An 18,890-nucleotide genomic window follows, 5' to 3' on the forward strand; every position below is an offset into this window, starting at 1 on the left:
ATGAAATCTAAAAGAAAGCTGATGAATGCATCAAATGTGATAGTCGGACTTTGGGTTATGGCGATGTTTACCATCTTCCCTTTGATCTACAATGATTTTTATTTTGACATCTTGCAGACAAAATATTATACGGTATTGACTCTTTCAATAATAATGATTTTGGCTTTGATCGTAATATGCGGTTTTGCAGGCGGATTTAAAAATTTCTTTGATAATTTGAATAAAAAAGGGTTTGCCGTTTGGTTTAAAGAAGAATTCAGCATATGGGATATATGTATATTGGTATTCTGGCTGATGAGCGCACTTTCTACAGCATTTGCGGGAAGATTTGTAATGGAGTCCATTACAGGTGATAAGGGAAGATATTCGGGACTCTTACTTATTTCTATATATGTGATAATTTACTTTACGGTGAGCAGAATGTTTTCATTTAGCAAGGTATACTTTACAGTATTCCTTGCAGTAAGTATTCCGGTATGTTTGTTTGGTTATACCGATTATTTCAATATGGATATATTGGGATTTAAGGAGAAGATAAGCCCTGAGCAGTGGCCTATATTCACTTCAACCATCGGAAATATAAATACATATACCGCGGTATTGGCATTTTATATTGCGATTGCCGGAACCTTGTTCATCACTACGCCGTTTAAAAGTGACAATGGCAGAGGCGAGAGCATCGGAAAAATAGCTTTCTACTATGTAATAATGCTTATGAACTTTATTGCACTTACAATGGGTACTTCCGATAACGGTTATCTTACACTTGCAGCATTTTTCGGAATTGTACCTTTTGTGGCATTCAGAACCATGGAAGGTGTAAGAAGATTCGTACTGACGATTTTTACCTATCTTCTCGGAATAAAGATAATACAGCTGATAAATATAAGCTATGCGGGCAAAGTACTTGGTATTTCAGGTCTGTTCGATTTTATAAGTGATTTTAAATATCTGGATTTAGTCATTGTTGCTTTTGCAATAATAGTTATTATCATGTATGTACTTGAATACAGAAAGAAAGAAAAAAGAAGAGACAATGAAGCGCTTTTAAGAAGCTTAAGATATATCTGGCTTGCAATACTTGTTATAATATTTGCGGCAATAGTATTTATGGGAATGAAGATAAACTCGGATGTAACTGCTGCTAAAGAAAAGTACGGTGCTCTTGCAGATTATTTTGTATTTAATGATTCATGGGGTACTTTCAGAGGTTATATATGGAGAGCCGCCGTGGAAGAATATATGAAATTCCCGCTGCTTCACAAGATTTTCGGAAGCGGACCGGATACTTTCGGCTTATATATCGGATTACTCAGAAACGAAGAAATGACAAGTGTGACCGGTCAGTTCTTTGATGCAACACATAATGAGTATATACAATTTTTATTTACTCTTGGACCTATAGCTACAATAGCTTATATTCTGGCACTTATACTTCCAAGTGTTGAAGCACTCAGAACAAGACTGTTTTATCTTAGAGACAATACAATGCTGCCATATTTGTATGCATGTGCTATTGCAGTAATTTGCTATGCCACTCAGGCTGTCGTAAATTTGAACTTACCTGTGGTAACACCATTTTTATGGATATTCCTAAGTATCATGGTGGCAATACTTAGAGACAAAGGAGAAGTTATAAATGGATAAGATAATCCTTACAGGAGATCGTCCTACCGGAAAGTTACATGTAGGACATTATATCGGCTCTTTAAAAAGAAGAGTTGAATTGCAAAATTCAGGAGAATTTAAAAAGATTTTTATAATGGTGGCGGATGCTCAGGCACTCACCGACAATATGGAAAACCCTGAAAAGGTAAGACAAAATATTATAGAGGTAGTACTTGACTATCTGGCATGCGGTATCGATCCTAAGAAGTCTAATATATTTATACAGTCAATGGTACCGGAGCTTACAGAGCTTGCATTTTATTATATGAATCTTGTTACAGTTTCAAGACTTCAAAGAAATCCTACAGTAAAGGCTGAGATAGGGCTTAGAAATTTTGAAAACAGTATTCCGGTAGGATTTTTCACATATCCTATATCACAGGCATCGGATATTACAGCGTTTAAAGCAACTACAGTACCTGTAGGTGAGGATCAGTTGCCTATGATTGAGCAGACCAGAGAGATAGTAAGAAAGTTTAATTCAGTATACGGTGAAACTTTGGTAGAGCCTGAAGCGCTTATACCAAAGGAAGATGCGGCTAAGAGACTTCCGGGTACAGACGGTAAGGCAAAGATGAGTAAGTCGCTTGGAAACTGTATTTATCTTTCAGATGATGCAGATACTGTTGCATCAGCTATAAAGACTATGTATACAGATCCTTTACATATAAAGGTAAGCGACCCGGGACATCTTGAGGGTAACACGGTATTTACATATCTGGACGCCTTTTCAAGACCGGAGCATTTTGCAGAATACCTTCCGGATTATAATTCACTTTATGAGCTAAAAGAGCATTATACACGTGGTGGATTGGGAGATATGAAGGTAAAGAAGTTCCTTGCAAGCATAATGGAAGAAACCTTGGCACCGATTAGAGCAAGAAGAGCGGAATTTGAAAAAGATATTCCGGCAATCTATGAGATGCTTAAGGAAAGCTGTGAGGTTGCAAGAAATGAAGCTGCAAATACACTTTCAGAAGTAAAGAATGCTATGAGAATAAATTACTTTGATGATGTAGAGCTGATAAAGTCACAGGCGGAGAGATTTCACAATAAATAATAAAGTTTAAAATTTAAATCCAAGCTTTATTTATGATCTTATATGAGATTGTAAAATTAAGCTTGGATTTTTTGATTGAATTTTTTTATAAATTTTAAAATAACACTTGACAGTTGAACATATATTCAACTATAATAGCAACATAACAGTTGAACATATATTCAACTAAAGGGAGGTGTGTTGAAGTAGAGAGTTTAAGCAGAGAAGAGGCAATAGACAGAGCAAAGATAAATATGCTTGAGGCTGAAACGATAGATTCTCTGTCAAAGCTTTTTAAAGTATTAGGAGATCCGACAAGGATAAAGATACTTTGGGCATTAAATGTACATGATTTATGTGTACTTGATATTTGTGAAGTGCTGGGAATGACAAAGTCGGCGGTATCACATCAGCTTGGTACACTTAAGGAAGCCAAGCTTGTTAAAGCAAGAAGAGAAGGTAAGGAAGTATATTATTCACTTGATGACGAACATGTAAAGGAGATATTTGAAACAGGTATCGTACATGTCTCTCATAGATGTAAAGCAGATTTTTAAAGGAGAAAAGAAATGAAAAGAGTTTATAAATTAGAAGGTTTGGATTGTGCTGATTGTGCTGCAAAGCTTGAGAAAAAGCTTGCCGCCATTGACGGTATTACAAGTGCAAATATCAACTTTATGACATTAAAATGCACCCTTGAGGCTGAGGCTGAGAAGATGAATGAGATTATTGAAAAGGCTATGGAAATTATAAAGGTTGAAGAGCCTGATGTAGAGGTAAAGAGAGCGTAAGTAATACGGGTTTTATTCATTAGATAGAAGGATGATATGAACAATAAGCAAAAGAAGATGTTAAGTAAAATAATTATGGGGGCATGTCTTTATATAATTGCCGTCATAGTTTCAAAAATAAGCTTTTCTATGTCAAATATAATCAGTTTCGGACTGTTCATAGCGGCATATATAATAGTGGGAAAGGATGTATTACTTAAAGCCTTCTCAAATATAAAAAGAGGTAAGGTATTTGATGAAAACTTCCTTATGACTATTGCTACCGTAGGTGCAGTTATAATCGGTGAATATCCGGAAGCGGTGGGAGTTATGCTCTTTTATATGGTGGGTGAATTTTTACAGTCGCTGGCTGTAGATAAATCAAGAAAATCCATATCAGATATGATGAATATAAGACCTGATTATGCAAATCTTGTAAAAGAAGACGGCAGTGTGGAAACTGTGGATCCTTATGATGTGGAAGTAGGAAATATTATACTGGTAAAGGCCGGAGAGATTATTCCTTTAGACGGAATCGTAGTTTCAGGTAAGGCAATGCTTGATACTTCGGCACTTACAGGCGAGTCGGTTCCAAGAAGTGTAAATGAGGGTGCCAATGTATATAGCGGAAGTATAAATAAGGACGGTCTTTTAAAGCTTGAGGTTACAAAAGAATTTAGCGATTCTACAGCAAGTAAGATTCTTGACCTTGTGGAAAATGCCGCAGCGAAGAAATCGAAGACAGAAAACTTTATCTCAAAGTTTGCGGGAATATATACTCCTATAGTTGTTTTTGCAGCTATAGCACTGGCAGTGATTCCGCCTTTTATATTTCCGGGAACAGGATTCAGTACATGGATTTACAGGGCGCTTACATTCTTAGTGGTATCATGTCCTTGTGCATTTGTTATAGCGATTCCTTTAAGCTTTTTCAGCGGTATAGGTGCATCGTCAAAAATAGGTGTGTTGATAAAGGGAAGCAATTATCTTGAACTTTTAGCCGGAGTAAGGACTTTTATGTTTGATAAAACAGGTACCTTAACAAAGGGAGTTTTTGAGGTGGTAAGCCTACATCCGAATAATATAAGCGAAGAGAAATTACTTGAAACAGCTTCTTTGGCGGAAGAGTATTCTTCACATCCTATAGCAATATCTATTAAAAAGGCATATGAAGAACTAAAAGTCGAATCGGGAGAAAATACAAATATTTCCGACAGATTAAGTGATTTAAAAGAGATTGCAGGACATGGTATCAGCATAAAAGTTGACGACAAAGAGGTCCTTGTAGGTAACGACAAGCTTATGACTTCAAACAGTATAGAATTTGAAAAAAACGAAGAATTCGGAAGTATTGTCTATGTGGCCAAGGAGGGCAAATTCTTAGGATCAATTGTAATAAATGATAGAATAAAGGAAGATGCAAGTGAAAGCCTTATGGCACTAAAGAGTGTCGGAGTTGAAAAATCGGTAATGCTTACAGGTGATATAAAAGAGGTTGCGGATGTAGTGGCCGGAGAGCTGGGTGTGGATTTTGTATACTCTGAACTTTTACCACAGGATAAGGTTGAAAAGGTGGAAGAGGAACTTGATGACAATAAGGTACTGGCATTTGTAGGTGACGGATTAAATGATGCTCCGGTTTTGGCAAGAGCCGATATAGGTATTGCAATGGGAGGTATAGGTTCCGATGCAGCCATAGAGGCGGCAGATGTGGTTATAATGGATGATAAACTTAGCAATATAGTAAGAGGTATTAAGCTGGCAAAAAGAACTATGAGCATTGCAAAGCAAAATATTATATTTGCTTTGGGTGTTAAGCTTATTTTCCTATTGCTTGCGGCCATAGGTTTTGGTACTATGTGGGAAGCGGTATTCGCTGATGTAGGTGTAACTGTACTTTGTATAATCAATGCTATGAGAAACCTGCAGACAAAAAATATATAATGGAGATTTTATGGAAAAGATAACAAGCTTTACAATAGACCATCTAAAGCTTCTTCCGGGAGTTTATGTGTCAAGAAAAGATAATGTCGGTGAAGAGATTGTTACCACATTTGATATAAGAATGACCAGACCGAATTTTGAGCCGGTAATAAATACAGCGGAACTTCATGCTATAGAGCATCTGGGAGCAACATTTTTAAGAAACCACAAAGATTACGGAGAGAGTATTCTCTACTTCGGACCTATGGGATGCAGAACAGGATTTTACCTGCTTTTAAAGGGCGATCATGAGTCAAATGAGATTATACCTTTGCTTAAGGAGATGTTCGAGTTTATCAAGAACTTTGAAGGAGAGGTTCCGGGAGCCTGTGCAAAGGACTGTGGCAACTATCTGGATATAAATTTGCCTATGGCAAGATATATTTCAGCTAAGTATCTTGATGAAGTGTTGTCGGATATATCAAAAGAGAGACTGATATATCCTGAATAAATTTGAGAATGTATTTAAATAATATTTAAAGGTATGTAAGCTTCGGCCTATATACCTTTTTAACATGTAAGCAATAACACTTTCTTTCTAAATTATCACAAAAGGAGGAATGATTCCTATTATTATAGAGTGAAATCTATCGAAATTGATTTTATACAATAAAAAATGTAGAAATCAAGGATAAGAATAAGTATAATTATATCGTTAAATATTTTTCGCCTACTATATTTAATAGTAATAGAACAACGGAAGGAGGAGTACATATCAACACATTAAGAAAACGTTTGACCGGAGTATTGTCATTCATACTTGCACTTATAATTACATTTACTTCTGTGCCCATAGACGCACATGCAACAGGTATAGGTAGTCAAGTTACAACAAAAATAAGATACTCGGTAGGCGGTCAAACAACATCGCTGATAGGAAAGCAGGAATCTTACAGTATCCAGACGGGTATTTCAGGTACGGTAGGAAGTTATACACTGCCATACTCAATTATTTATTTGTCTAAAGACAAATTTGATGCACCGTCTGCAGCAGATGTATCAACAGCCAACTTCATACAAGGAGTCACGGTTGATAATACAAGCGATGCACAATACTATAAGATAAAAGTTACATACAGACAATTGACGGCAGGACCGCCTGTAACATTCCCGTTTAGAGCAGTTCTTAAAAACTTGAATGTTGCCGGAGGGGAGCAGGTTAATATTAAGACAACCTTCCACGAAAAAGACGGAGTGGAGATTGTAAATGACAACAAAAATTTCACTGCTGCAGGTTATGTGGCAGGTATTGAAGGAAATGACAACAGTCAGGCTAATCCGAGACAGATGGGATATGGTGAGACAATTGTAGATGCAGATGTTGATTCAACACATACAAAATTTTCACCAAATTACCAAAATGATATCACATTCTCTATTATGAACGGAAAAAAGAACGCGACAAATGGAGAAGTGACGGTAAAACCTTCAGAAGGTTTGGATAAGAGGCCGGTTAGAGTAACAGTTACATTGCCTTCAACATCGGTTTGGGATGCTTCATTACCGAACAATGCAGGCTGGACTTATAATTCGGCCGACAATACAATTACAAAAGATTTTACAAGAACAGGTTACGAGTTTAGACCTCTTTTTACCATAAAGTATGGAACCGCTACAACGGTAGGACGACAGACTTTCCCGGTAAAAACAGTACTTGTAAATACTGACGGAAGTACAGATTCCACAACAGAAAGAAACGGTAGCGTATTTAAGGATTATACTTATGTAAGAAAGCTTAAAGGAAATAAATATCACCTTCGCTACAATTATGCGGTTCCTGTAAAAGAAGAATACAAACATGCTTATTTAATTACAGCAGGACAGTATTGGGGAACTACGGTAGTACAAAATACTACAACAACATTAAATACAATCATTGATGAGCCATGGAGTCCAAACCTTTTTACAGGTTACGGAATCCGTGTACAAAACGGTTATTTTGATGCTGCAAATCTTGCGCTTATAGCTCAAAACAAGCTGATAGGTGTAAATGATGACGGCAGCGAGGAAGTTATACAGACAAATGTGCCGTATGAAGTGGTAAATAATGATGCGGCTATGACAACAGACAGCATACCGATTGCCATGACACCTAAGCACTATAAGAGTATAAGACTTGAATTCGACAACGAGGTGACAATATCAAAGTACGGTGAGAAGGCTATAGGTCTTGTAGTTGAGACACAGCTTACACCTGCCGAGTTTACAAAGGAGAAAAACAGACTTGCTGCAAATCCTTCGCCTTCATCTGCAAATGTTACAAATACAGGTAAGGTACAGTCATACTCAAACGGCGTATGGACAACTATAAGCTCAAATGCGGTATATATTATGCGTGAAGAGTTTGCTCAGATGCAGCTTGATAAATTAAGTCAGAAGATCAACGGCAATACATCTTCAAATATAGCTTACACAGGAAATACCATGGAATATGAGATGAATGTCAACTATGATGATTCATATATATTCAGCGAAGACAGAGATGTAGAAAACGGTAAGCTCGTTATGGTTGTCGATCCTGAGTTAAACTTTAACAGCATTACAGTCGGAGGAACACCTTACTTTAGCGCAGATACAAATCCTACGGAAGTAGCTAATTACGGCGGAACGGGAAAGAAAGCATATATTTTCGATCTCAATAATTTTGCATTCAAAAAGCAACAGCAGGCAATTTTTAAGAGAGATAATATAAAGGTTTCATTTACTCCAAGTTCAAGCCTTGAGGCGGGAGAACATAAAGTTGAAGCTATACTTTCATGGACCAATAATACGGATCAGGCAAACAGCAAGGATCCTCATACAGTATTTTCAAAGGATACTGCAAATTACCTTGATATTTATGATTCAAATGAGAACGGAAGTACAAATGACAGACTTTCAAGAATAGAGTGGAAGTTCAACTTCGTACCGCCACAGTCGGTTATAATAAACAAGGTTGAAAAGCTTGAATCGGAGCCTGACAGTGCATACCGTGCAAAGATGAAAGCTGAAAAAGATGAGATAGTTCAATATCGAATCATGGCTTATAACAACTCAAATGCGGATGCAACGGAGTTGAATTTCTTAGATATTTTCCCATATGCGGGAGATAAGAACACAGTAAAGGACTATGCGGGAAATTATGTATACCGTGGTTCCAAATTTGCAACTGTTTTACAAGGACCTGTAACTGCTCCGGCAGGATATACGGTTTACTATTCTACAGATTCACCTAAGGGTACATTTGCCGAGAACCTTGCAAATACCTGGGTAAGCGCTTCAGGCATTTCAGACTGGAGTCAGGTGACAATGTTTAAGGCTATAATGAATACAGGTGTGAAGCTGGCAAAGGATGACAAAGAGTATTTTACTTACAAGGTAAAAATGCCTGACACAAAAGATTTGGATGAAGACGATACAAGTAACAATTCTATTGCAACATGGTATGGAAACAATATTGACGGTGCAAATGAGGCAATTAACTCAAAGGTAGGTATTTACAAGTATCAGGTATCCGGAAAAGCGTACTATGATGTAGATGATGACGGAAAGTATAGTACAGGAGATGTGCTGATTGCAAACCGTCCGGTAAAGCTTTTAAAAGACGGAAATGTTATTGCCGAAACTACAACAGACGCAAACGGTGATTATACTTTCAAAAACATTATCACAAATGCAGGTAATTACAATGTGATGGTTGAAACATTAACAAGTGATACAATTATTCCAAATAATCCAAGTACAAGTTCGGTAATAGGACAGGATTTTAACTCTACAGAGTCATCAGCCTCAACACTGTTTAGCGGACAGACAAGTACTTGGGCAAAAACAGATGTAAGCCTTACAAAGACAAAGACTAAATCTGTTAAAAACATAGGTCTGAAAAATCAGACTTCAAATCTTACTGTAAAACATATAAAGATTGATGATAACACCGAACTTATACCGGATACAACTACTACTGCAGGTGTGGGAACACCATATACAACAGCGGCGGTTACAACAGATCCGAATTATGAGGTGGATACAACACAGCTTCCGGCAAATGCAAACGGCACTTATACGACTACAGATACAACTGTTGTTTATAAGTATAAGAGGAAAAACGCAGGAAAAGTTACAGTGCATCATTATGAAGTAGGTACAACTACAGAGCTTTACAAAGCTCCGGGTGCAACTGCGACAGGACCTGAGGAACTTGACGGAACAAATAAGCTTGGTCTTTCATATACAACACAGAGCAGAGAAAATGATATAGCAAACTTTGAGCTTACAACTCCTGCACCTACAAATCCGACAGGAACATTTACTACAGGCGAGCAGGAAGTAATTTATTACTACAAGAGAAAAAATGCGGGAAAAGTCGTAGTACACCACTATGAAACAGGGCAGACAACAGAGCTTTACACACCGGCAGGAAAAACTTCACCTGAAGCTGAAGAGCTTGACGGAAGCGGAAAGCTTGGCCTTCCTTATACAACACAGAGCAGAGAAAATGATATAGCAAACTTTGAGCTTACAACTCCTGCACCAACAAATGCAAGCGGTAATTTCACTACAGGAGTACAGGAAGTTACATACTATTACAAGAGAAAGAATGCGGGAAAGGTCACAGTGCATCATTATGAAGTTGGAGGAACCACAGAGCTTTACACACCGGCAGGAAAAACTTCACCTGCGGCTGAAGAGCTTGACGGAACCGGAAAGCTTGGCCTTCCATATGTGACAACGGAAAAGTCTGCAGATCTCAGTAATTATGAGCTTGTAACACCTGTGCCTACCAATGCAGTGGGAACTTTCCTGGCAGGAGAGCAGACTGTAACTTATTACTATAAGAGAAAGAATGCAGGAAAAGTCATAGTACATCACTATGAAGTAGGACAGACTACAGAACTTTATACACCGGCAGGTGCAACTTCACCGTCACAGGAAGAACTTGACGGAACAAGAAAACTCGGTCTGCCATATACAACGCAGAGCAGAGAAAATGATATAGCAAACTTTGAGCTCACAACACCGGCACCTACAAATGCAACAGGTACATTTACTACCGGGGTGCAGGAAGTAACTTATTTCTATAAGAGAAAGAATGCCGGAAATGTAGTGGTAAATTATCTTGAGCAAGGTACAAATACTGTGCTTGATACTCAGGAGACTTTGGACGGAACAGGAAAGCTTGGAACAGCATTTACAACAGTACAAAAGAATATAAATGATTATGATTTTGTATCTGTAAGTCCTGCGGCAAACGGAACATTCACAAACGGAACACAGACTGTCAATTACTACTATAAGAGAAAAGATGCAGGAAATGTTTTAGTACATCATGTAGAGCAGGGAACAACAAACTCTCTTTCTCCTGATGAGAATCTAAACGGTGCAGGAAATGCGGGATTGCCATATACAACAAGCCCTGCAAATATAGCAAACTACACCGTAGTAAATGCTACACCTGCAAATAACACCGGAACATATCCGGCAACAGGAACAATAGTAGTAACATATGAGTACAAGAGAAATGACGCAGGAGATGTAGTTGTACATCATTATATTGACAGAACAACAACACCGCTTGTACCTGATACCACTCTAAACGGAACCGGAAAGCTCGGATTACCATATACAACTACAGAGCATAATATTCCTAACTTTACACTGGTAGCACAGCCGGCTAATAAGAACGGAAATTATACTACAGGAAACCAGACTGTAACATATTTCTATAGAAGAAATGATGCAGGAAATGTAGTGGTTCACCATGTAGAGCAGGGAACAGGAACAACATTGGCTCCTGATGAGAACTTAAGCGGTGCAGGAAAGTCAGGACTTACATATACTACAAGCCCTGAAAATATAACCAACTTTACAGTAGTAAATGCTACACCTGCAAACAACAGCGGAACATATCCTGCAACCGGAACAACAGTAGTAACATATGAGTATAAGAGAAATGATGCTCAGAGTATAACTGTAAAATATGTAGAACAGGGAACGGGAACACCTCTGGATACAGACGATGTAATGGGAGGAACAGGAAAACTTGGACTTGCCTACACAACAACAGAGAAGAACATCCCTAACTATGAGTTGGTAGCACAGCCTGCCAATAAGAACGGAACATATACAAACACACCACAGACAGTAATCTATGAATATAGAAGAATACCTGCCGGAGATGTGACAAGCGTTTATGTAGATGAGGACGGAAATGAGATAGATATTCCTGATACACAAAGCGGAACAGGAAAGCTCGGTCTTCCATACACAACTACATCAAAGACAATACCGAAATTCACATTAGTGAGCGTACCGCCTAACGCAAACGGAACATTCACACCGGGCCCACAGACAGTAACCTATGTATATAGAAGAGCTGATGCGGGAGATGTAACCGTATACCACAAATCAGTATATGATAACAGCGACTTAAGCACACCGACAGTACTTGACGGAAGCAGAAAGCTTGGATTACCATATACAACAACCCCTGAGACTTACTCAGACTATGAGATAGATACAGTACCGTCTAACGCAACAGGAACATTTGTAAGCGGAAGCCAAACGGTAACATATCTTTATAAGAGAAAGCAGTCAGGCGGAGTAGTCGTAAATTATCTGGACAATCATGGAAACAGAATTGAGACACCTGATACAATAACAGGAACAGATAATGTAGGCTTGCCATACACAACAACCCCTAAGGTAATACCTAATTACACACTTATAGTAATACCGAATAACGCAAACGGAACATTTACAGCAGACACTATAACTGTAAACTATATCTATAAGCATGACGGTGCGGGAGATGTTGTAGTAGAGCATATAGATGAAAACGGAAATGTACCTTTAGAGAGCCCTGAGGTACTTGACGGAAGTGAGAGACTTGGAGAGAACTATACAACAAGTTCAAAAGTATTTGACAATTACGATCTGATAAGTGTACCAAATAACGCAACAGGAACATTTACAAGCGGTAGTCAGACTGTAACATATGTATACAGAAGAAGAGATGCAGGAGATGTAATTGCCCATTACGTAAATACTGCAGGAATACCGTTAGAAAGTGATGAGATACTTGACGGAAGCAGAAGCCTTGGCCTGCCATACGCAACAGCGGCAAAGGCAATAAACGGATATAGTTTATACCTTGTACAGGGAGCAGAGACAGGAGTATTCACAACAGGAAGAACAGAAGTAACATACATCTATAAGAAGGATCCAAGTGTGGTAGTAATACCGGGACCTTTAACCCCTGTAACTCCGATAAACCCAAGCCCGATAAATCCGATTAATCCGATAACCCCTGTAACACCGGTAAATCCAAGTACACCTACAACACCAACCACCCCGACAACCCCGATAAGAGTGGCAACCCCAAGCCAGATCACAATACCGGGAAGAGATGAGGATGTAGTTATCAGACCGAGAAGACCTTTAGCGACACCGTCAATAGCGACAAGCTCAAACGCAAGCAGAGGTGGAAGCGGCAGTTTGGGTGGAAACACAAGTGTAAGATCCGGAAAGGCAACTGTAAATAGTAATACAATATCAAAGAATGCAATCGAGAAGCCGGTAATCGTAACAGATGAGCCGAAAACTCCACAGCCACAGAAGGCACAACTGAGCAAGGATACAACAAAATCCATATCAGATACAAGAGTGGCACTTTCAGTTCCAAAGACTGAAGATAAAAATGCAACTCCGGTTTACGGTTTGATGTTGATTATTTCAAGTGCACTTGCTGCACTATGTATCTTCAAAAAAAGAAGAACTGAATAGTTTTATTTAGATAACATAAGTTATCGGAAGATAAAATTAGGTCCGGAAGAAATACTTTGTATGACTTTCGGACTTTTTAATTGAAATATATTGAAAAAAATATATTTTGTATTATAATTTTAATATAAAGAAAATTCCTGAGGTGAGCGATAACTTTGCCAATTTTGAACCTACATTTTGATTTATGGGATTCCAAATAACCTTCGATGGATGTCAAGCTTCTATAGGTAGAAGGCAGATATCAAGGTGAGGTAACCCACCTAGCTTCGCTAGGCGTCAATAAGCAGAGCCGTCACTTTGGGGTTTAAAAAAGAGTAGTTTTTACTACTCTTTTGTTTTATATAAAAAAAAGTATATGGATGGTTTTATGGCAGAGACGCTTACAAGAGATGATATTAAAAAGATAGAGGCGGAGATAGAAGAAAGAAAACTGGTGCTTAGACCGAAACTTATAGAGGCGGTAAAGGAAGCCAGAGCACATGGGGATTTATCTGAAAATTTTGAATATTATGCCGCAAAAAGAGAGAAAAACAAGAATGAGAGCAGAATCAATTATTTAGAGAGAATGCTTAGATTCTGTCATGTATATGAAGATAAGACAAAAGAAGATCAGGTCGGAATTGACAAGGTGGTAGAACTCTATTTTGAAGATGATGACGAGAGTGAAAAGTTCAAGATAGTTACTTCAATCAGAGGAGATTCACTGGAAGGCAGACTCAGTATAGAGTCACCGATAGGTAAGGCCATAATAGGTAAGAAAAAAGGTGACAGAGTACTTGTACCTGTAGGTGACGGAGGATATTATGTAAAAATAATGTCCATAGAAATAAGCAATGAAGAAGACGAGATAAGATCGTTTTAGGAGGAAATATGAAGCTTGTAATACAAAGAGTAAATCATGCAAATGTAAAAATAGACAGCGAAGAAGTAGGAAAGATAAACAAAGGACTTTTGGTTTTGGTTGGTGTAGCTGCAGACGATGATGAAAAGATCGTTGAAAAGTATTTTAATAAGCTTATTAAACTTAGAATATTTGAAGATGAAAACGGAAAGACAAACCTTTCATTAAAGGATGTGGGCGGTGAGCTTTTACTTGTATCACAGTTTACACTGCTGGCAAACTGCAAAGAGGGAAACAGACCAAGCTTTATAGGTGCAGGTTCACCGGATGAGGCAAAGAGATTATATGAGTATATGGTGGAACTTGGTAAGAAGTCGGATATTCATACAGAATGTGGGGTATTCGGTGCGGATATGAAGGTAAGCCTTGAAAATGACGGACCTTTTACTATAGTATTGGAACTTTAATATGAAAGAACTTTACAAAATTTTACTTGTGGATGACGAAGAGGAAGTCAGAAAGAGTATTATAAAAAAAATCAACTGGGAAGAGGAAGGATTTTTAGTTGTAGGCGATGCCGAAAACGGTGTTGAAGCACTGGAGAAAATAGAAAACTTAAATCCGGATCTTGTTTTTACAGATATCAGAATGCCCTATATGGACGGACTGGAGCTTATAAATGAAATAAATATAAGATATCCGCTTATAAAGTCCATTATTTTTTCGGGATTTGATGATTTTGACTATGCAAAAGAAGCCATCAAGATGGGCGTAATAGAGTATGTGCTTAAGCCTGTTTCCGCAGTTGAGCTTACTGAGATACTGAGAAAAGTACATAAAAGTATGGATGAGGAACTTGATAAAAAGAGAGATATTGAGAGACTCAGAAGAGGATATCAAGCCAGCATTCCTATACTTAGGGAGCAGTTTTTAAACGGTATTATACATGGAAGTATAAGTGCTTCGGAGATAGACTATGCTATGTCCGAATATGATATAAATTTAAACAATGCAGACAGATATATAGTAGCCGCCGTTCATATAGACGATATGGACAGCAGTATAGTCGATAAAGAACTTATACCTATATCTGTAAAGGTAAACCTCCTTGAAAACCTGAAATATAAATTACAGGCGGAGGTCTTTTCAATGTATTCGGAAACCAGTATAGTTATATTGACAGGACTTCCTGAGAAGATGTCAAAAAACTATATAATGTCCATACTTACAGAGGCAATAAGAGATGTAAACAGAGCCATAGGTGTAAATCTTACCATAGGTCTGGGCATCAGTGTAAAGGATATCACAGATCTACACCGCTCATATACTCTGGCAAAGGAGGCTCTCGGCTACAGAGGTATTGTAGGAAGCGGCGAAGTTATCTATATAAAAGATATGGAGCCCGTAAAGTCGGATAAGCTGAAGCTTGAAGATATTGAAGCTAAGGAATATATCAATATATTAAAATTCGGAAGTGATGAAAGTATAGCCGAATATGTGGAAAAGATAGCATCAAAGCTTAAGGAGTCAAAGGTACATTCAAGTCAGTATCAGTCCTATATGATAAATGTTATAAATATTATTATAAATCTGGTACAGGATTACGGACTTGAGCTTTCAGTACTCACAAAGACTGCAACGGACTATATAGATCTTTTGGATAAGATAAAGGATACAGGCGGTTTCAGAGAGTGGTTACTTGAGGCAAGCATAAATATAGCTCATAAGATAAGAGAAGATCGAGCCTTCACATCAAAGAAGGTACTTGAAGAGGCAAAGGCCTATATAGAAGAGAACTTTGCGGATATGGAATTGTCGCTTGAAAAACTTTGTAAACATTTACATGTCTCTGTTGCCAGGTTTTCCACAAACTTTAAAAGGGATATGGGGATATCCTATGTAAATTTCCTTACCAATGTCAGATTGCAAAAGGCTGTGGAGCTTTTAAAGACCACAGATGAAAAGACATATATTATAGCGGAAATGGTGGGATATGCGGATCAGAATTATTTCAGCTATGTGTTTAAGAAAAAGTATGGGGTTTCACCTTCAAAGTACAGACAGCAAGGTTAGTATATGGAAAAAGGGAAATTCAGTTTAAAAAACTTGAGTATAAAAAATTTGAGCATACAAAGCTCTATTTTCATGTACTTTACAGTTACGGCGATTATAGCCATAGCACTTATAAGCCTTATAATATTTCAAAGATTTACAAACAGTCTAAATGCCACCATTATTGAGGAAAACTCAGGCATTGTAGGACAGCTGGGAGAGTCGGTTGATTCGTATCTTAGAAATGCCATGAAGGTATCCGATTCAATTTATTATAATGTTATCAAAAATACGGATATATCAAATGATGATATAAAAAGGGGAATGAACCTTATCTATGTCAACAATGACAATATGATAGATGATATAGCTTTGATATCCGGAAAGGGCGAGCTTATAGAGTCTATGCCGGCACTTAGATTAAAGGATAACAGCAATGTTTTGGAAAAAGATTTTTTTAAAAAAAGTATGGCGGAAAGTGAATATATAAACTTTTCCATGCCACATATCAGAGATCTCTTTGACAGGAATGAAAGCAGCTATTCATGGGTGATTTCTCTTTCAAGAGCGGTTGAGGTGACTGATGAGGGTAAGGCTACACAGGCACTTCTTCTGATAAACTTAAATTATATGTATTTTGAAGAGATATTTTCAAATGTAAATTTGGGAAACGGAGGCTATGTGTATTTGACCAATGATTATGGAGATATTATATGGCATCCGAAACAAAATGAGATATATTCGGGAAGATTTAAGGAAGATAATAAATATGCCGCCACTTTAAAAGACGGAATAACAGCTGAAAATCTGAGCGGAAAAAATATTACACTTAATGTAAGAACGATAGGATATACAGGTTGGAAGCTTGTGGGAGTTACACCAAGTGCCGCACTTGGCGTAGACGGAATAAAGTTCAGATTCTTTGTTCTTTTTGTTGCAGATTTGTTCTTATTTTTATTGGCTATGATAAATGCCTTTATTTCCGATAAGATATCAAATCCTATAAAGAGGCTTGACGGCAGTGTTAGAGAGATTGAGAGCGGAAATCTGGATGTGGAGATAGTACCTAGCGGTTCTTATGAGGTGGAACATCTTGGTAAATCAATTAAAAATATGCTTGGCAGGATAAAGGTGCTGATGTCAGATCTTGTGGCTGAGCACAACGCTAAGAGAAAGAGCGAGTTTGATACATTGCAGTCTCAGATAAATCCGCATTTCTTATATAATACTTTGGATATTATTGTTTGGATGATTGAAAACGAGAATTCCGACAAGGCTGTAAATATTGTGACGGCACTTGCAAAGTTTTTCAGGATTTCATTAAGTAAGGGAAAGAATATAATCACTGTAAAAGATGAGGTGGAGCATGTAAGAAACTATCTGATGATACAGAATATGCGTTTCAAAAACAGATTTGAATACAGTATAGATGTGGATGAGGAAGTACTTTCTTATTCATCGCTAAAGCTTATGCTGCAACCCTTGGTGGAAAATGCGATATATCACGGAATGGAGTTTATGGACGGCGACGGTGAGATAGACGTAAAAGTATTTAAAGAGGATGACAGTCTTTATTTTACGATAACCGACAATGGACTTGGAATGAGTGAAGATATGGTTGAAACTTTACTGAGTAAAGACTTTGTCCCAAGTAAAAAAGGATCCGGTATCGGTGCAAAAAATGTAAATGAAAGAATAAAGCTGTATTTTGGAAGTGAATACGGGTTGAAAGTTGAATCGGAGCCTGATGAAGGTACAAAGATTACAATTCATTTGCCTGCTGTAGCATATGGAGAGAATGATGAAGACAGATAAAATATATATATGGATAGTATGGTTTATATCAATTCTCTTACTCTTTGTAATTTCACAGACAAATTTGATATTAAAAGAAGAAACACCGAGAGTTTATCAGGTATCTTTGATACTTGACGGTGAGGATGAAAGTAAATACGCAAATCTTAAAAAAGGTGTGGATGCTGCGGCAAAGAAATACAATATAGATATAAACCTCATTACATTAAATAATATGAGCCAAAAGGAGCTTATAGAGTCCGAGGAGGAAAACGGTGCAGACGGTATTATTGTGCTGGCAAAAAATGATTTAAAAATCAATCTTATAAAGTCACCGGTGGTTGTATTAAAGTCAAAGGATACGGATGTATTTGACACGGCTAAGATAGGAAGTGCAAATCCAAGCATAAATATCTCAAAGAGGACTATAAATATTGACTATACAGATATGATTGAAAGGCTTTATACAGCATTTGAAGAAAAATATGACGGAAGTTCACCGGTTTATGTATTTGTAAATGATTTGAATCTTGCAGGTGTAGCAAAGGAAACAGATTTCTTGAAATCAAAACAATCTTCTAATATAATTCTTGTAGAGGGAGATGAAAAGGAGTTTCGAACGGCAATAGAAGATTTGGTGCATAGTAAGAAAAGTGCTTTTATATTCTCTCTTGATAAGATAAGCACTGACAATATATGTAAGATACTTGGAGGAAGCAGCGTTTATAAGGAACATATACATGGATTTTATTGTATAGGAGCCACCACATTCTTTTTGAATAAATTAAATGACGGTACGATAGATGCGATAGCTACTCTAAATGAGTATGACGAAGGATATTCGGCAGTGGAAATGCTTATGGCGGACTTAAAAAAGACGAACTATATGTCAAATATCGATATGGAAAATATGCTTGTGGATAAGGAAAGTCTGGAAAATGAGGATATAAAAAAAGTGCTGTTCCCAATTGACTAGCACTGT

12 protein-coding genes and 1 other RNA gene are annotated in these 18,890 nt (G+C 37.5%); all 13 read left to right on the forward strand.

Going from position 1 to position 18,890, the window contains the following annotated elements; translation table 11 throughout:
* A complete protein-coding gene (locus EHV10_RS08845; protein ID WP_128674337.1) occupies positions 1–1,647 on the forward strand; it encodes an O-antigen ligase family protein in 1,647 nt (548 codons plus the stop codon).
* Positions 1,640–2,728: a tryptophan--tRNA ligase gene (gene trpS / locus EHV10_RS08850; RefSeq protein ID WP_128674338.1), complete on the forward strand. Its 1,089-nt coding sequence runs from the start codon at positions 1,640–1,642 to the stop codon at positions 2,726–2,728. The genes EHV10_RS08845 and trpS overlap by 8 nt, the downstream gene beginning before the upstream one ends.
* A gap of 149 nt (positions 2,729–2,877) precedes the next feature.
* Positions 2,878–3,264 carry an ArsR/SmtB family transcription factor gene (locus tag EHV10_RS08855; RefSeq protein WP_009664247.1) on the forward strand — a complete coding sequence of 129 codons (387 nt, stop codon included), beginning with the start codon at positions 2,878–2,880 and terminating at the stop codon, positions 3,262–3,264.
* A gap of 12 nt (positions 3,265–3,276) precedes the next feature.
* On the forward strand, positions 3,277–3,498 hold the full coding sequence (locus EHV10_RS08860; protein WP_007594764.1) for a cation transporter: 222 nt from the start codon (positions 3,277–3,279) through the stop codon (positions 3,496–3,498).
* 36 nt (positions 3,499–3,534) lie between these two features.
* A complete protein-coding gene (locus EHV10_RS08865; protein ID WP_128674339.1) occupies positions 3,535–5,421 on the forward strand; it encodes a heavy metal translocating P-type ATPase in 1,887 nt (628 codons plus the stop codon).
* 10 nt (positions 5,422–5,431) lie between these two features.
* Positions 5,432–5,911 carry an S-ribosylhomocysteine lyase gene (locus EHV10_RS08870; RefSeq protein ID WP_128674340.1) on the forward strand — a complete coding sequence of 160 codons (480 nt, stop codon included), beginning with the start codon at positions 5,432–5,434 and terminating at the stop codon, positions 5,909–5,911.
* Positions 5,912–6,195: 284 nt separating this feature from the next.
* Complete coding sequence (locus tag EHV10_RS08875; protein ID WP_128674341.1) at positions 6,196–13,221, forward strand: MucBP domain-containing protein; 7,026 nt, start codon at positions 6,196–6,198, stop codon at positions 13,219–13,221.
* A gap of 131 nt (positions 13,222–13,352) precedes the next feature.
* Positions 13,353–13,529, forward strand: a non-coding RNA gene (ssrS, locus tag EHV10_RS08880) — 6S RNA.
* A 59-nt stretch (positions 13,530–13,588) separates the two neighbouring features.
* Positions 13,589–14,083 (forward strand): transcription elongation factor GreA, encoded by a 495-nt coding sequence (greA, locus tag EHV10_RS08885; RefSeq protein WP_034215563.1) that lies wholly within the window; start codon positions 13,589–13,591, stop codon positions 14,081–14,083.
* A gap of 8 nt (positions 14,084–14,091) precedes the next feature.
* A complete protein-coding gene (dtd, locus tag EHV10_RS08890) occupies positions 14,092–14,529 on the forward strand; it encodes a D-aminoacyl-tRNA deacylase (protein WP_128674342.1) in 438 nt (145 codons plus the stop codon).
* A 1-nt stretch (position 14,530) separates the two neighbouring features.
* On the forward strand, positions 14,531–16,135 hold the full coding sequence (locus EHV10_RS08895; protein ID WP_128674343.1) for a response regulator: 1,605 nt from the start codon (positions 14,531–14,533) through the stop codon (positions 16,133–16,135).
* 3 nt (positions 16,136–16,138) lie between these two features.
* Positions 16,139–17,929, forward strand: a complete 1,791-nt coding sequence (locus EHV10_RS08900; RefSeq protein WP_128674344.1) for a cache domain-containing sensor histidine kinase — start codon at positions 16,139–16,141, stop codon at positions 17,927–17,929.
* On the forward strand, positions 17,916–18,884 hold the full coding sequence (locus EHV10_RS08905; RefSeq protein WP_128674345.1) for a type 1 periplasmic-binding domain-containing protein: 969 nt from the start codon (positions 17,916–17,918) through the stop codon (positions 18,882–18,884). The genes EHV10_RS08900 and EHV10_RS08905 overlap by 14 nt, the downstream gene beginning before the upstream one ends.
* Positions 18,885–18,890: the final 6 nt, after the last annotated feature.

Source organism: Lachnoanaerobaculum gingivalis, from assembly GCF_003862475.1.
GTDB classification, from domain to species: Bacteria; Bacillota; Clostridia; order Lachnospirales; family Lachnospiraceae; genus Lachnoanaerobaculum; species Lachnoanaerobaculum gingivalis.